Origin of the sequence: Escherichia sp. Lx600-2, from assembly GCF_036662595.1 — a bacterium.
GTDB classification, from domain to species: Bacteria; Pseudomonadota; Gammaproteobacteria; order Enterobacterales; family Enterobacteriaceae; genus Escherichia; species Escherichia coli.
Window position 1 is genome coordinate 56,380 of sequence record NZ_JAYQWM010000010.1, and the last position, 15,997, is coordinate 72,376.

Here is a 15,997-nt window from a genome sequence, read left to right on the forward strand (position 1 = left end):
CAGGTGTTATTCAGAATTGATACGTGCCGGTAATGCTGAAATTACGCGGTGCGCCGTAGACGATAGAACCTTCCACGTTGGTATCGTAGGTTTTGTCGAACAGGTTATTGACGTTCCCCTGTAACGAGAAGTTTTTCGTCACCTGGTAGCGGGTGAAGAGATCCACCAGCGCGTAGCTACCTTGCTCGGCGCGGAAGGTGCCATACGGTGTCACGGTGTCGGTATACACGCGATTTTGCCAGTTAACACCACCGCCGACCGTCAACTCTGGCATGACAGGCAACCGGTAGCTGGTGAACATTTTAACCGTGGTGCGAGGCAGATTAGGATTAACGGCGTTTCCTTCGTTATCCTCTGCAATATAGCGCGTTGCGCCAAATGTCAGCTGCCAGTTGTCGGTAATTGCGCCGTTGAGTTCAAATTCCACACCTTTACTGACTGTCCCATCCACCGCTTTATAGGCGGTTTCGCCGTTGCTGCCGGGGATAGGTGTACCGGTGGACTGAGCGACATTATCCTGCTCAATACGGAAGATGGCTAACGTGGTGGTCAGACGGCTATTCATCCAGTCCGATTTCAGACCCAGCTCGTAGTTGTTACCGGTGATTGGAGCCAGATATTTGCCTGAACTGTCACGATCATTTTGCGGCTGGAAAATAGAGGTATAGCTGGCGTAGGTCGACCAGTTGTCATTGATGTCAAACACCAGACCAGCGTAAGGCGTGGTGTGGTTTTTCTCCATGCTGTAAGTCAGCGTATCAACCCGCCAGTTGGTATAACGTGCGCCGAGGATCAGATGCAGCGGATCGGCAAGGGTGACACGAGTGGCAGCATATAACGATTTCATATGTGTGGTATCGTCCTGCGCCAGGCTCTGTGGTGACCAGTCGGTTTGTGGGAAATTGCCATTAAAGTTGTAGAAACTGCCAATTTCATCCGGGAAGATGTTGGCCCATGAACTGAAGTAACGATTGTTTTGTTTGCTGTAACTGCCACCAAACATTAGATTGTGCTGACGACCAAACAATTCATAACTACCGTCAGCGAACAAATCCAGCGCATCAACTTTACGTTTGCCACTGTTCCAACCGGTGCCGCCGACATAATCAAAGCCAGGTCCATAATTACTGTATGGCCCAACCAGCATACCATCCGCTTTGTTTACATAGGCATCGACATACATCATTTTGCTGTCAAATTCGACTTCAGAGTGGGTGGCATTCAGTGTCGCTTGCCAGGTATCAGCAAACCGCTGCTTCAGGGTCATAAAGACCTTGTTGATCTCTTTATCGTTGTACGCCCAGTCAGGTGCGGTACTGCGTGCGCGATCGTAACTGTTGCTGCTGCCATCAGTATTCCAGCGCGGTAAACCGCCCCAGGTTGGGCTATTAACATCAATGCGCTGATATTCGTAACCGGCTGAAAGCGTCGTAAGATCGCCTAAATCAGCATCGACAATGCCGGAGAAGAAGGTCTTTTCACTATTGTAGCGGTCCAGCCATGAGTCGTTATTCTGGTAGCCGCCGACAATTCGCGCGCGGATTTTACCGTCTTCGGTGAGTGGGCTTTGTAAATCCGCCACATACCGTTCTTTGTTCCAGCTACCGTATTCCGCCGAGACATCGCCTTTAAATTCACGACTGGTCGCGTGTTTTCGAACCATATTAATTGCCGCAGATGGATTACCCGTCCCGGTCATGAGTCCTGTCGCGCCACGCACTACTTCTACGCGTTCAAACAGTGCCATATCAGAAAGTGCGTCGCCCAGATTCCAGCGCGATTCAAAATAGGTGGGGATACCATCAACCATATAGTTATCGATCTGGAATCCGCGGGAATAATAAAGAGCACGATCGGAATCCGCCTGACTTTTGCTGATCCCCAGCGTGTTTTCCATCACTTCGCCCAGCGTTTGTAACTGCTGATCTTCCATCCGCTGCTGGCTAACAATAGTGACCGACTGAGGAATATCACGTTGAGTCATCTGCATTTTGGTACCCGCAGAGGTAGACGTTACGCTGTAATCATTTTCGCCATCATCTGGAGCTGTGGCTGAACCCTCAACAATCACCGTTTCTTCAGTGGCTGGTGCAGCAAAAGCGGCAGAAGGTAATAGTGCCAATGCTATGCAACCGGCAAGTAGTGACGGTTTGGTGATGGCTTGATATTGATTATCCCTGTTAAATTGTGTTGAAAGCATTTGAAATCTCTTGGTTTATGTTGTCGTCAGGCTCATGCCGGAGGAGGGTGATGAGCGGTTATATTTAGTGTGCGAATAATTTTGTTTGTAAATGCAAATGAGAAATATACGCATTCATATTTGTCGTGTAAACCAAACAGAGAATGTCTTTTCAGCGCATTCGCAGGCAGAAATGGGAATAATGGAGATATATACGGCAGCAAAACGATTTTTTGCTTAAGAAATCGTGAGTTAAGGTTGAAAGAGCAGGTTTAACTCGACCATACTCTATACTCGCAGTGTGGCGCGGCGTAGCATGGCGCAACGCATGGCTATTTGAAAAAGGAAAATGTCGTGGCAGAAGAAACTATATTCAGCAAAATTATTCGTCGTGAGATCCCCTCCGATATCGTCTACCAGGATGATCTGGTAACGGCGTTTCGCGATATTTCGCCGCAAGCGCCAACGCATATTCTGATCATTCCGAATATCCTCATTCCGACTGTGAACGACGTGTCAGCTGAGCATGAGCAGGCGCTGGGACGCATGATCACCGTAGCGGCAAAAATTGCTGAGCAAGAAGGTATTGCCGAAGATGGCTATCGTCTGATCATGAACACCAACCGCCATGGCGGACAAGAGGTTTACCACATCCATATGCACTTGTTGGGTGGCCGTCCGCTGGGACCAATGCTGGCGCATAAAGGTCTGTAACGATGAGAAAAGGATGCTTTGGGTTGGTGTCTCTGGCGTTGTTACTGCTGGTGGGCTGTCGTTCACATCCGGAAATTCCGGTGAATGATGAGCAATCGCTGGTGATGGAGTCATCTTTATTGGCTGCGGGCATCAGTGCAGAAAAGCCGGTCCTTTCGACGTCTGATATTCAACCTTCAGCATCCTCAACGCTTTATAACGAAAGGCAAGAACCCGTTACCGTTCATTATCGTTTTTACTGGTATGACGCCAGAGGGCTGGAGATGCATCCTCTGGAAAGGCCACGCAGCGTTACCATTCCCGCACATTCGGCGGTAACGCTGTACGGCAGCGCCAATTTTCTGGGGGCGCACAAAGTCAGACTTTATCTATATTTGTAAGGGGTGAATCTTGATGACAAAAATGAGTCGCTACGCCTTGATTACTGCGCTGGCGATGTTTCTCGCCGGGTGTGTGGGGCAACGTGAACCTGCACCGGTAGAAGAAGTGAAACCAGCGCCGGAACAACCAGCCGAGCCACAACAGCCTGTCCCCACAGTGCCCTCGGTGCCGACGATCCCTCAGCAGCCAGGCCCAATTGAGCACGAAGATCAAACTGCACCGCCTGCGCCGCATATTCGCCATTATGACTGGAATGGCGCAATGCAGCCGATGGTCAGTAAGATGCTTGGGGCTGACGGGGTGACTGCGGGTAGCGTCCTTCTGGTTGATAGCGTTAACAACCGTACTAACGGTTCGCTGAATGCCGCAGAAGCGACCGAAACGCTGCGAAATGCGCTGGCTAATAACGGTAAATTTACCCTGGTTTCCGCCCAGCAGCTGTCGATGGCTAAGCAACAGTTAGGTTTGTCGCCGCAGGACAGTTTAGGTACCCGTAGTAAAGCCATAGGCATTGCCCGCAATGTCGGCGCTCATTACGTGCTGTACTCCAGCGCCTCTGGCAACGTTAACGCTCCGACCCTACAAATGCAGCTGATGCTGGTGCAGACGGGCGAAATTATCTGGTCAGGTAAAGGTGCCGTTTCGCAGCAATAATCCCATCACGCGCGACGAATTGCTGTCGCGCTTTTTCCCGCAGTTTCATCCCGTCACGACGTTTAATAGTGGGCTTAGTGGCGGGAGTTTTCTCATTGAACACCAGGGCCAGCGTTTTGTTGTGCGTCAGCCGCACGATCCTGATGCGCCGCAGTCCGCGTTCTTGCGCCAGTATCGGGCTTTATCACAACTACCCGCATGCATTGCACCGAAGCCGCATTTATATCTCCGTGACTGGATGGTAGTCGACTATCTGCCCGGCGAGGTAAAAACGTATTTGCCGGATACTAACGAACTGGCAGGCTTGCTGTATTATCTACATCAACAACCGCGTTTTGGCTGGCGAATAACGCTGTTGCCGTTACTGGAACTGTACTGGCAGCAAAGCGATCCGGCGCGGCGGACAGTGGGTTGGCTGCGAATGTTAAAACGTCTGCGCAAAGCGCGGGAACCACGGCCTTTACGCTTAAGTCCATTGCATATGGATGTCCACGCCGGAAATTTAGTGCATAGCGCGTCAGGGTTAAAACTCATCGACTGGGAGTATGCAGGAGATGGTGATATCGCGCTGGAACTGGCGGCTGTGTGGGTGGAAAATACTGAACAGCACCGGCAATTGGTCAATGACTATGCCACTCGCGCGAAGATTTATCCGGCGCAATTATGGCGTCAGGTCAGGCGATGGTTTCCCTGGCTGCTGATGCTCAAAGCAGGGTGGTTTGAGTACCGCTGGCGACAAACCGGCGATCAACAATTTATCAGGCTGGCCGATGACACCTGGCGGCAGCTATTAATAAAACAATAAGGAGAGCAGTGTGGGTCCAGTAATGTTGGATGTCGAAGGTTACGAACTGGACGCGGAAGAGCGTGAAATACTGGCGCATCCGCTGGTGGGAGGGCTGATTCTCTTTACGCGAAACTATCATGATCCTGCCCAGTTGCGTGAACTGGTGCGCCAGATCCGCGCAGCATCGCGCAATCATCTGGTGGTGGCGGTAGATCAGGAAGGTGGACGCGTCCAGCGTTTTCGCGAAGGTTTTACCCGCTTACCGGCAGCACAATCCTTTGCTGCGCTGTTGGGAATGGAAGAGGGCGGCAAACTGGCGCAAGAGGCGGGTTGGCTGATGGCCAGCGAAATGATCGCTATGGATATTGATATCAGCTTTGCGCCAGTGCTGGATGTAGGACATATCAGCGCGGCGATTGGCGAGCGTTCTTATCATGCCGACCCAGAAAAAGCCCTGGCAATCGCCAGTCGGTTTATTGATGGGATGCATGAAGCCGGAATGAAAACGACCGGGAAACACTTCCCAGGACACGGTGCAGTAACTGCAGATTCACACAAAGAGACGCCGTGCGACCCACGCCCGCAAGCGGAAATTCGTGCCAAAGATATGTCGGTTTTCAGCACGTTAATCCGCGAAAATAAACTCGACGCCATTATGCCTGCGCATGTGGTCTACAGTGATGTTGATCCGCGTCCGGCGAGCGGTTCTTCCTACTGGCTGAAAACCGTTTTGCGTCAGGAACTGGGTTTTGACGGCGTGATTTTCTCTGACGATTTATCGATGGAAGGTGCCGCGATTATGGGCAGTTATGCCGAACGCGGGCAGGCATCACTGGATGCGGGTTGCGATATGATCCTGGTCTGCAATAATCGTAAAGGGGCCGTCAGCGTGTTAGATAATCTGTCACCGATCAAGGCAGAACGTGTTACACGTTTGTATCATAAAGGTTCATTTTCGCGACAGGAACTGATGGACTCGGCTCGCTGGAAAGCGATCAGCACCCGTCTGAATCAGTTACATGAACGCTGGCAGGAAGAGAAAGCAGGTCACTAACCCTGGCTTATGTGAGGAAGCGATGATTATCTATTTACACGGTTTTGACTCTAACAGTCCGGGTAACCACGAGAAAGTCTTACAATTGCAGTTTATTGACCCGGATGTACGCTTGATAAGCTACAGTACGCGGCATCCGAAACATGATATGCAGCATCTGCTTAAAGAAGTGGACAAAATGTTGCAACTGAACGTTGACGAGCGTCCGCTAATTTGCGGCGTTGGCCTGGGCGGATACTGGGCTGAACGGATTGGTTTTCTTTGCGACATCCGCCAGGTGATCTTCAACCCTAATTTGTTCCCTTATGAGAACATGGAAGGCAAGATTGATCGCCCGGAAGAGTATGCCGATATTGCCACTAAGTGTGTGACCAACTTCCGTGAGAAGAATCGCGATCGTTGCCTGGTGATTTTGTCGCGTAATGATGAAGCGCTTAACAGCCAGCGGACATCTGAAGAGTTGCATCATTATTACGAGATTGTCTGGGACGAAGAGCAGACGCACAAATTCAAGAATATCTCCCCGCATTTACAGCGCATTAAAGCGTTCAAAACCCTCGGGTAAATGCCCTCGTCGCATCAGGTAACCTTGCCGGTACCTGATGCGCTCCGAATTCTGTAAGTCGGATAAGGCGTTTACGCCGCATCCGACAGTCGAGCATCAATGCCTGATGCGCCTCTTATCAGGCCTACCGAACGCCCTGCATACACCCCTCACTCTATATCACTCTCACAAATTCGCTCAAATAATAAACAATAAACTCTGTTTTTTGATCTCACCCGGTAAAGTCGCCTATCTTTTCAGCAACAAAACTTGATTAACATCAATTTTGGTATGACCAATGCACCATTCATGTTATTCTCAATAGCGAAGAACATTTTTCATTGCTGTAACCTGTTGTTAATTAAGAGCTATGTTAATAACCATTAATTAACAATTGGTTAATAAATTTAAGGGGGTCACGTTGACTACGCCATTGAAAAAAATTGTGATTGTCGGCGGCGGTGCTGGTGGGCTGGAAATGGCAACACAGCTGGGGCATAAGCTGGGACGCAAGAAAAAAGCCAAAATTACGCTGGTCGATCGTAACCACAGCCACCTGTGGAAACCGCTGCTGCACGAAGTGGCGACTGGCTCGCTTGATGAAGGCGTCGATGCGTTGAGCTATCTGGCCCATGCGCGCAATCATGGTTTCCAGTTCCAGCTGGGTTCCGTCATTGATATTGATCGTGAAGCGAAAACAATCACTATTGCAGAACTGCGCGATGAGAAAGGTGAACTGCTGGTTCCGGAACGTAAAATCGCCTATGACACCCTGGTAATGGCGCTGGGTAGCACCTCTAACGATTTCAATACGCCAGGTGTCAAAGAGAACTGCATTTTCCTCGATAACCCGCACCAGGCGCGTCGCTTCCACCAGGAGATGCTGAATTTGTTCCTGAAATACTCCGCCAACCTGGGCGCGAATGGCAAAGTGAACATTGCGATTGTCGGCGGCGGCGCGACGGGTGTAGAACTCTCCGCTGAACTGCACAACGCGGTCAAGCAACTGCACAGCTACGGTTACAAAGGCCTGACCAACGAAGCCCTGAACGTAACGCTGGTAGAAGCGGGTGAACGTATTTTGCCTGCATTACCGCCACGTATCTCTGCTGCGGCCCACAACGAGCTAACGAAACTTGGCGTTCGCGTGCTGACGCAAACCATGGTCACCAGTGCTGATGAAGGCGGCCTGCACACTAAAGATGGTGAATATATTGAGGCTGATCTGATGGTATGGGCAGCCGGGATCAAAGCGCCAGACTTCCTGAAAGATATCGGTGGTCTTGAAACTAACCGTATCAACCAGCTGGTGGTGGAACCGACGCTGCAAACCACCCGCGATCCAGATATTTACGCTATTGGCGACTGCGCGTCATGCCCGCGTCCGGAAGGGGGCTTTGTTCCGCCGCGTGCTCAGGCTGCACACCAGATGGCGACTTGCGCAATGAACAACATTCTGGCGCAGATGAACGGTAAGCCGCTGAAAAATTATCAGTATAAAGATCATGGTTCACTGGTATCGCTGTCGAACTTCTCCACCGTTGGTAGCCTGATGGGTAACCTGACGCGCGGCTCAATGATGATTGAAGGACGAATTGCGCGCTTTGTATATATCTCGCTATACCGAATGCATCAGATTGCGCTGCATGGTTACTTTAAAACCGGATTAATGATGCTGGTGGGGAGTATTAACCGCGTTATCCGTCCGCGTTTGAAGTTGCATTAATCGACGTACACTGGCGGATGTGGCATAAACGCCTCATCCGCCCTGGACAAATGGTACGAACGGTAGGCCTGATAAGACGCGTTAAGCGTCGCATCAGGCATTCCTTCAGACTCCTCCGAATCCTTAAGTAATTCCAGCCATTCCCGCGCTTTTCATCTTCTGTCTGATAGCTGCTTTTCTCCTTCGCTTGCATGATTGGCATAACTGCAAAGAAGGAGGTATTCCCGTGAATAAATCAATGTTGGCGGGTATCGGGATTGGTGTCGCAGCTGCGCTTGGCGTAGCGGCAGTGGCCAGTCTGAACGTGTTTGAACGTGGCCCGCAATACGCTCAGGTTGTTTCTGCAACCCCAATCAAGGAAACGGTTAAAACACCGCGTCAGGAGTGTCGCAACGTCACAGTGACCCATCGTCGACCGGTGCAGGATGAAAATCGCATTACCGGGTCGGTGCTCGGCGCTGTTGCTGGCGGCGTGATAGGGCATCAGTTTGGTGGTGGTCGTGGTAAAGATGTCGCCACTGTTGTGGGGGCGCTGGGTGGTGGATATGCCGGTAACCAGATCCAGGGCTCTCTCCAGGAAAGCGATACTTACACGACTACGCAACAGCGTTGTAAAACGGTGTATGACAAGTCAGAAAAAATGCTCGGTTATGATGTGACCTATAAGATTGGCGATCAGCAGGGCAAAATCCGCATGGACCGCGATCCGGGTACGCAGATCCCGCTAGATAGTAACGGGCAACTGATTTTGAATAACAAAGTATAACAAGGCTGTACTCTGCAATTTGGCCCCTCATTCGCTCAGGCTGAGGGGCTTTTTTTGCGACTTATTTCACCAGTTCGGGCCATAAACGCAAAGTCGTTCCGGCAATCTGCATCAGTTTTTCCAGCGATGCACCTTCGCGTGCGCTGATCGACATCCCCTGAATAATACAATTAAGGAATTCTGCCAGATGTGTCACGTCACAGTGGGTCGGGATTTCCCCGCGCGCTTGTCGTTGACATAAAAACTGCTGCAAAGTGCGCTCTTGCATCGCATGGCGTGATTTCAACGTATTGGCGATATCTCCTGAATCTGGGGAGAGGGTGGTGCAGTTGTTGATCATGAAGCAGCCTGCCGGGGTGTCTTTGCTGGTAAAGCAGTTGGCGATGGCAGCAAAATAGTCAGCCAGCGCAGACTCCACGCTTTTCTCTTCACAAAACAGCTGTGCTTCATGCTTAGCGGCAAAACGATCGATATAGCGGTCGAGAACGGCACGAAATAACCCCTCTTTGTTGGTAAATTCCGCGTATAGCGTGGGCGCTTTGGCTCCGGTCGCTTCGACGAGGTCCGCAAGAGAAGTCGCTTCATAACCGTGTTGCCAGAACAATTTCATGGCCTTATCAAGCGCGGCATCTCTGTCGAACACTTTTGGGCGGCCACGGCTTTTTTTTACACATTGTGTTGAGTCAGTTGCCATGATGCCGTTGTACCTGGTGACTGTGAATGAAAGGTTATTATAAAAATAATCACCTCCGTTCACCAGTCCAGATCCCATAAAAATAATTGCTTTCTATTTAACTGAAATTTAAAGATTTTTAAATTAATTAATGATTGTTATAAAAAATATCTTGTATGTGATCCAGATCACATCTATCATTTAGTTATCGATCGTTAAGTAATTGCTTGCGACGTCATTCATCTGCATAAGGCCACTATTATGAAAAACGTAAAAACCCTCATCGCTGCGGCGATTTTAAGCTCCATGTCATTTGCCAGCTTTGCGGCTGTCGAAGTTCAGTCAACGCCAGAAGGCCAACAAAAAGTCGGTACAATCAGTGCTAACGCGGGGACAAATCTGGGATCGCTGGAAGAGCAGCTGGCGCAAAAAGCGGATGAGATGGGCGCAAAATCTTTCCGTATTACTTCTGTAACCGGTCCGAATACCCTCCATGGAACAGCAGTAATTTATAAATAAGCATTAACCCTCATTAATGCCTGCTACTGCTGATTTTTTCCCCGCGACATGCCGTGTAGCGGGGATTTTTTTTATCCAGGATTTACAGAGTTTGTGGGCTCACTTGATGACGGCGGACATCCACCGGCATCCCGGAACGGACATCCATCACAAGTTGCATCACTTCAGCGTCAGTTTGTGCTGCATCTTTAAATGATTGCATTGCGCTATTCAGCGTAATTGGCAGCAGCTGCGGATCGTCATCAATCTTCTCTGACAGCGGCTGATGTACTTCAACCAGACGTGCACCGTTTGGTTCGGCAGAGACTTTTATCGGAGTGTTGATGATATTCACTTTGGTGCCTGGGGTGACCTGGCTAAAGAGTGTTTTGATATCGTCATCCCGCAGACGAATACAGCCAGAACTTACCCGCATGCCAATGCCGAAATCGGCGTTCGTACCGTGAAGCAAATAAACGCCGCCATAGGCCGCCAGACGAATCGCATGATGGCCCATTGGATTATCCGGTCCAGCCGGCACTACCGCAGGCAACTCAATTCCTTGTGCCTTATATCGCGCGCGAATGTTTGCCGTTGGCGTCCAGGTTGGGTTTGCACGCTTGTCAGAAACGGTGGTCACCATTGTCGGTGTCAGCGTGTCACCACCTAACTGACCAATACCTATTGGATACACGGTTACCGAATTTTTACCCGGCGGGTAGTAATAGAGACGAAGCTCCGCAATGTTGATCACAATGCCTTCGCGCGGCGCGTCTGGAAGTAGGGTTTGCAACGGGATCGTTAACACGCTGCCCGCGCGCGGTACGTAAGGATCAACGCCGGGGTTAGCCTGTAATAGAGCGAGAAAGCCGACGTTATATTTTTTGGCGATGGCTTCCAGAGAACCACCGTCATTTTCCACCACATGAAATTTGTTTTCGCCAACCAGACGACTGCCCGCTGGCGGCAGCGGCCAGGTGTTGGCTTTTGCCGGTAGCGCCAGCGCCACGGCAGCGGCGAACGTAAAAAACGTTAGCCAGCGAGAAAAACGCGTTTTGATCATCACCAAAAATCCATAATAAATATAAGGTTATTGTAATAAACAGATAAGCCTGAATTATGGATGGTGACAGTGTCGGATAGTGCAGGGAAGTGCAAAGAATTTGTAAATGTTGCAGATGGGGGCGCAGAAACGCCCCCGATTTACCATTAAGCGATCGCGTTTTCTTCCAGTTCACGCATAAACTGGCGTACCCATTCGATACGCGTTTTCCGCTCACTCAAATCCTGAATAAATTTCAGGCGCGTCGGACCATCAAGGCGGTAATGCTGCGGCTGTTTTTGCAGCAAACCAATCAACCAGGCCGGATTAACGTGATTCTTCTCGGCAAATTCGATCACCCCACCTTTCTCATTACCTTCCAGCTTCCTGATCCCCAGTTTCTGCGCTTGCTGGCGCAGACGGGCAATATCCAGCAGGGTACGCGCCGGATCCGGCAGCAGGCCGAAGCGATCGATAAGCTCGACTTTGATCTCTTCCAGTTCGTTTTCCGTTTTGGCGCTGGCAATACGTTTGTAGAACGACAGACGCGTGTTCACGTCAGGGATGAAATCATCTGGCAATAGCGACGGCATCCGCAGCTCGACTTCTGTTTGCTGGCTGGTGAGATCTTCCAGCGACGGCTCGCGTCCGGCTTTCAGTGCATCGACGGCGTTTTCCAGCAACTCCATATACAGCGAGAAACCGATGGTTTCCATCGAGCCACTTTGTTCTTCGCCAAGCAGTTCACCCGCGCCGCGAATCTCCAGATCGTGCGTTGCCAGCGCAAAACCTGCCCCGAGATCTTCCAGCGAGGCAATCGCTTCAAGACGTTTTTGTGCATCGGTAGTCATCGCTTTTGGATGCGGTGTCAGCAACCATGCATATGCCTGATGATGCGAACGTCCGACGCGACCGCGTAACTGGTGCAGCTGCGCCAGACCGAAGTGATCCGCGCGTTCAATGATAATGGTGTTGGCTGTCGGGATGTCGATCCCGGTTTCGATAATGGTTGTACAAACCAGCACGTTGAAACGTTGATGATGGAAATCATTCATCACCCGTTCCAGTTCGCGCTCGCGCATCTGCCCGTGACCGATGGCGATCCGCGCTTCTGGCACCAGTTCTGCCAGCCGTTCGGCGGCTTTCTGAATGTTTTCCACATCATTGTAGAGATAATAAACCTGTCCTCCGCGCAAAATTTCACGCAGGATCGCCTCCCGGACCACCAGGCTGTCATACTCACGGACAAAGGTTTTAACTGCCAGACGACGGGCGGGCGGCGTGGCGATAATCGACAGGTCACGCATTCCGCTCATTGCCATATTCAGCGTACGTGGGATCGGCGTTGCAGTAAGCGTCAGAATATCCACGTTCGCGCGCATCGCTTTAATGCGCTCTTTATGACGCACCCCGAAGCGGTGTTCTTCATCGACAATCAGCAGGCCTAAATCTTTAAACTTGACGTCACTTTGCAGCAGTTTGTGCGTACCGATCAGAATATCGATTTTCCCTTCCGCCACTTCCGCAAGGATTTGCGTCTGCTCTTTGGCGCTGCGGAAACGGGAGATCATTTCGATACGTACCGGCCAGTTGGCGAAACGGTCGCGGAAGTTGTCGTAATGCTGCTGCGCGAGAAGGGTGGTAGGCACCAGCACCGCCACCTGCTTGTGGTTATCTACTGCCAGGAAAGCGGCGCGCATCGCCACTTCTGTTTTACCAAAGCCAACATCGCCGCACACCAGACGATCCATTGCCAGCGGCTGACACATGTCGCTAAGTACCGCATTAATGGCCTGCGCCTGATCCGGCGTGGTTTCAAACGGGAAGCTGTCGCAGAACAACTGATACTGCTCACGATCGTGTTTAAACGCGAAGCCCTCTTTGGCGGCGCGTTGCGCGTAGATATCCAGCAATTCCGCCGCCACATCACGCACTTTTTCCGCCGCTTTCTGCCGCGCGCGTGACCACGCATCGCCGCCAAGTTTATGCAGCGGGGCGTTTTCTTCCGCGCCACCTGCGTAACGGCTAATCAGATGCAGTGACGACACCGGAACATACAGTTTGGCGTCGTTGGCATAGGTGAGCATCAGGTACTCGCCAGTAATGCCGCCAGCTTCCAGCGTGGTCATTCCGGCATAGCGACCGACGCCGTGCTCCAGATGGACCACCGGCTGGCCAATATGCAGCTCCGCGAGGTTGCGGATCAGTGTATCGGGGTTGATGGTGCGGCGAGAATCCTGACGACGGCGGGCAACACGTTCACCGAGCAGATCGCTTTCGCAAATCAGCGCCAGGTTACGCACCTTATCGACAAAACCATGTTCGGCAGCGCCAATCATCAGATAACGCCCACGGTCGCTGGCTTCATCAAGACGCATAATGCGTTGCGGAGCAATTTTAATTCGTGCGAGCAGTTCACCCAGCGCTTCACGGCGACCTTCACTTTCTACCGAGAACACCACCGGACCGTCGAAAGTCTCGAGGAACTTACGCAGCGCATCCAGCGGCGCTTTTTGTTGTGCCTGAACGGCCAGGTCTGGCAGTTTCTGGAAACCTAAATTGGCATTCGCGGCTTTTGTCGGTAAATGTTCAGTTTTTAGCTGCACTCGGGGCCAGTTTTTCAGCTCTGAGAAGAGCTCGTCCACCCGCAGCCAGAGCGATTGTGGTGGCAACAGTGGGCGCATCGGATCGACGCCGCGATTCTCAAAACGCGCCAGCGTGTCAGCCTGGAAACGTTCGGCACTGTTTTCCAGATCGCCAGTATTCACCAGCAAGGTATTGGCAGGGAAATAACTGAACAGCGGCGGCAGTGGTTCGCTGAAGAACAATGGCTGCCAGTACTCGATCCCGGCAGGTAATGTGCCTTTACTCACTTGCTGGTAAATATGTTCCGGATCGCGCTTCACTTCGAAGGTATCGCGCCACTGGCTGCGGAACAGTTCAATTGCCGCTTTATCGGTCGGAAATTCGTGCGCGGGCAGCAGATTGATCGCTTCTACTTCCTCCAGCGTGCGCTGGCTGTCGACGTCAAACACCCGCAGGCTGTCGATTTCATCATCAAAGAAATCAAGACGATAAGGCAGCTCACTCCCCATCGGGAAGAGATCCAGCAACGCGCCGCGCGTGGCGTATTCGCCGTGCTCCATCACCTGGTCAACATGGCGATAACCGGCGCTGTCCAGTTGGGTTCGTAATGCATCTCGTGACAGGCGCTGACCTTTTTTCATCACCAGCGCATGACCGTGGAGAAAACTGTGTGGGCAAACGCGCTGCATAAGCGTATTCACCGGAACAATCAGTACGCCACGCTGCATCGTCGGTAGCTGGTAAAGGGTGGAAAGGCGCGAGGAGATAATGTCCTGATGAGGCGAAAAACTGTCGTAAGGGAGGGTTTCCCAGTCCGCCAGATTCATCACCATCTGATCGGTGAACTGGCTGATTTCATCATGCAAACGCAGAGCATTTTGCATATCTGGTGCAATGAGTACCACCGGACCGGCGTGACGTTCGGCAATTTCCGCCACCAGCGTCGCGCAGGCAGCGCCGGTTAACTCGCCCAGCAGACGCTGCTCACCCGCTTTGACGGGCAGCGTATAACGATATTGTTCAGGCATAACGGTTGTCAGATTCTCGTTAGGATATGCCTCAACATATGGGGGCATATCTCTGATAAGCAATGCTGTTCATTATCCGTAATCGACATGGTTTAGCAAATTGAATCGCCCCGGCTGGGGCGATGGCTTAGCGGGAGTAACTGACGGCAGCGGGCAGTGAAGGCGGGGAGAACAACAGATCGCTGAATGCACGCTGTGAAAATTTTCTTACCAGCAAGCCCGCAACAGTACAGATGAACAAACTGACAAAGGGATAAACCAGCAGGAGTGTCAGTTCGACTTGCGGCGACCAGCGTGCTGCGTTCATTTGCGCAAGCAGAGTTAAGCTGAATATTTCAACCAGAATGCGATGGGTGGTGTAGATAGCAATGGTGTTGGAGCCAATCACATTCAGCAGGCTGGTGGAGCGCATACCGAATCGTTGCTCGTATTGATAAAACAGCTTCATGATCACCACAATCGATACCAGCGACAACAGCAGCGAGATAGTAAACAACCAGGCACTGACCGCCAGAACGGTCAGCAAAGAAGCCATCAGCAGATAGCGGCGCAACGGCACCTCTTTAACACAGGTCATTAATGTTGCGCCAAACCATGCGCCAAGGCTGTAATAAGGCAAATTGCGGATCACACTGTTCATTCCCCACCACGGCGTGGGAACGAAATTAACCGCCACACTCAGCAGTACAAACAAGGCGAATAGTGGCAGCGCCAGACGGCTAAAAATTTTACATACCACGAAATAGACAATTAACGCATACAGATACCACAAGCTGGTGCTGGCGGTGATCATCCCGTGCAGGAACTCACCGGTGGAATCGGCATACGCGGCATTGGAAGCGTTGCTTAAATCGCGCTCAGGTGCCAGCCACTGGTTCAGCGCACTTAACGCCAGCCACTGCACCACGCCCCAAAGCGCCAGCACCCAAAAGATGCTCCAGATGCGTTTATCGAGACAATTTCCCCACGGTACGCTGTCGATATAGCGGCGAATCAAATAGCCGGAAATAAAGAAAAAAACCGGCATACGAAAGGGGGCAAGGTAAAGATTGAAATAGATCCAGCATTTGCTCAGGACTTCCGATAACGGATGCTGAAAAGTGGTCATATGCGGATAAAAGGTAATGACCGAGTGATAAATCACGACCAGACAAATACATAACCCTTTGATCTGGTTAATCCATAGCTCTTTTTGTTTCATCAGGACAACACGCTCTTTTTTAATTTACATGCGGTTGATCCTGCGGGTTATGACCCGAGGTGTAATGGGTATCTGTCTGTATTGGATAATTTTTCAGATTAAGATCAGGCGGCAAGATTGATGATAAAACATGGCAATTTAGCCGATTGATTTACGGGGGCTTT

14 protein-coding genes are annotated in these 15,997 nt (G+C 51.2%); 9 read left to right on the forward strand and 5 right to left on the reverse strand.

What is annotated here, in order from left to right; genetic code table 11:
- Positions 1-10 precede the first annotated feature (10 nt).
- Positions 11-2,200 carry a ferric-rhodotorulic acid/ferric-coprogen receptor FhuE gene (gene fhuE, locus OQV04_RS05895; protein ID WP_000953457.1) on the reverse strand — a complete coding sequence of 730 codons (2,190 nt, stop codon included), beginning with the start codon at positions 2,198-2,200 and terminating at the stop codon, positions 11-13.
- A 333-nt stretch (positions 2,201-2,533) separates the two neighbouring features.
- On the opposite strand from fhuE, the gene hinT reads away from it, so the two are divergent.
- From hinT to OQV04_RS05935, 8 genes are all read left to right on the forward strand, one after another.
- Positions 2,534-2,893 carry a purine nucleoside phosphoramidase gene (hinT, locus tag OQV04_RS05900; RefSeq protein ID WP_000807125.1) on the forward strand — a complete coding sequence of 120 codons (360 nt, stop codon included), beginning with the start codon at positions 2,534-2,536 and terminating at the stop codon, positions 2,891-2,893.
- 2 nt (positions 2,894-2,895) lie between these two features.
- Positions 2,896-3,273 (forward strand): YcfL family protein, encoded by a 378-nt coding sequence (locus OQV04_RS05905; RefSeq protein WP_001225281.1) that lies wholly within the window; start codon positions 2,896-2,898, stop codon positions 3,271-3,273.
- 13 nt (positions 3,274-3,286) lie between these two features.
- Complete coding sequence (lpoB, locus tag OQV04_RS05910) at positions 3,287-3,928, forward strand: penicillin-binding protein activator LpoB (protein ID WP_000164439.1); 642 nt, start codon at positions 3,287-3,289, stop codon at positions 3,926-3,928.
- The gene (thiK, locus tag OQV04_RS05915; RefSeq protein ID WP_001116570.1) at positions 3,909-4,733 is read left to right on the forward strand and encodes a thiamine kinase; all 825 of its coding nucleotides are present in this window, start codon (positions 3,909-3,911) and stop codon (positions 4,731-4,733) included. Before lpoB ends, thiK begins: the two co-directional genes overlap by 20 nt.
- 10 nt (positions 4,734-4,743) lie before the next feature.
- On the forward strand, positions 4,744-5,769 hold the full coding sequence (gene nagZ, locus OQV04_RS05920) for a beta-N-acetylhexosaminidase (RefSeq protein ID WP_032280740.1): 1,026 nt from the start codon (positions 4,744-4,746) through the stop codon (positions 5,767-5,769).
- A gap of 22 nt (positions 5,770-5,791) precedes the next feature.
- Positions 5,792-6,334, forward strand: coding sequence for an alpha/beta hydrolase YcfP (gene ycfP / locus OQV04_RS05925; RefSeq protein ID WP_000587933.1), 543 nt, complete (start codon positions 5,792-5,794; stop codon positions 6,332-6,334).
- A 400-nt stretch (positions 6,335-6,734) separates the two neighbouring features.
- Entirely contained in the window at positions 6,735-8,039 is a 1,305-nt protein-coding gene (gene ndh, locus OQV04_RS05930) for an NADH-quinone dehydrogenase (RefSeq protein WP_000211045.1), read from the forward strand.
- Positions 8,040-8,265: 226 nt separating this feature from the next.
- Positions 8,266-8,805 carry a glycine zipper 2TM domain-containing protein gene (locus OQV04_RS05935; protein WP_001043459.1) on the forward strand — a complete coding sequence of 180 codons (540 nt, stop codon included), beginning with the start codon at positions 8,266-8,268 and terminating at the stop codon, positions 8,803-8,805.
- A 61-nt stretch (positions 8,806-8,866) separates the two neighbouring features.
- Here OQV04_RS05935 and comR read toward each other — a convergent pair whose 3' ends face one another.
- Positions 8,867-9,499 (reverse strand): TetR family copper-responsive transcriptional repressor ComR, encoded by a 633-nt coding sequence (gene comR / locus OQV04_RS05940; protein ID WP_000179805.1) that lies wholly within the window; start codon positions 9,497-9,499, stop codon positions 8,867-8,869.
- Between the two features lie 240 nt (positions 9,500-9,739).
- On the opposite strand from comR, the gene bhsA reads away from it, so the two are divergent.
- Positions 9,740-9,997 (forward strand): multiple stress resistance protein BhsA, encoded by a 258-nt coding sequence (gene bhsA / locus OQV04_RS05945; RefSeq protein ID WP_000800153.1) that lies wholly within the window; start codon positions 9,740-9,742, stop codon positions 9,995-9,997.
- 82 nt (positions 9,998-10,079) lie between these two features.
- Here the strand turns inward: bhsA and ldtC are convergent, their stop codons facing one another.
- The 3 genes from ldtC to OQV04_RS05960 form a co-directional block, all read right to left on the reverse strand.
- A complete protein-coding gene (gene ldtC / locus OQV04_RS05950; RefSeq protein WP_077757367.1) occupies positions 10,080-11,042 on the reverse strand; it encodes a L,D-transpeptidase LdtC in 963 nt (320 codons plus the stop codon).
- A gap of 143 nt (positions 11,043-11,185) precedes the next feature.
- Positions 11,186-14,632 (reverse strand): transcription-repair coupling factor, encoded by a 3,447-nt coding sequence (gene mfd / locus OQV04_RS05955; protein ID WP_024184315.1) that lies wholly within the window; start codon positions 14,630-14,632, stop codon positions 11,186-11,188.
- A gap of 127 nt (positions 14,633-14,759) precedes the next feature.
- On the reverse strand, positions 14,760-15,833 hold the full coding sequence (locus OQV04_RS05960; protein ID WP_032280743.1) for an acyltransferase family protein: 1,074 nt from the start codon (positions 15,831-15,833) through the stop codon (positions 14,760-14,762).
- Positions 15,834-15,997: the final 164 nt, after the last annotated feature.

Excerpts from the sequence above, each read along its gene's own strand:
- OQV04_RS05905 (WP_001225281.1), top strand. The coding sequence starts at position 2,896 with ATGAGAAAAGGATGCTTTGGGTTGGTGTCTCTGGCGTTGTTACTGCTG.
- ycfP (WP_000587933.1), top strand. The coding sequence starts at position 5,792 with ATGATTATCTATTTACACGGTTTTGACTCTAACAGTCCGGGTAACCAC.
- lpoB (WP_000164439.1), top strand. The coding sequence starts at position 3,287 with ATGACAAAAATGAGTCGCTACGCCTTGATTACTGCGCTGGCGATGTTT.
- mfd (WP_024184315.1), bottom strand. The coding sequence starts at position 14,632 with ATGCCTGAACAATATCGTTATACGCTGCCCGTCAAAGCGGGTGAGCAG.
- bhsA (WP_000800153.1), top strand. The coding sequence starts at position 9,740 with ATGAAAAACGTAAAAACCCTCATCGCTGCGGCGATTTTAAGCTCCATG.
- OQV04_RS05960 (WP_032280743.1), bottom strand. The coding sequence starts at position 15,833 with ATGAAACAAAAAGAGCTATGGATTAACCAGATCAAAGGGTTATGTATT.
- fhuE (WP_000953457.1), bottom strand. The coding sequence starts at position 2,200 with ATGCTTTCAACACAATTTAACAGGGATAATCAATATCAAGCCATCACC.
- comR (WP_000179805.1), bottom strand. The coding sequence starts at position 9,499 with ATGGCAACTGACTCAACACAATGTGTAAAAAAAAGCCGTGGCCGCCCA.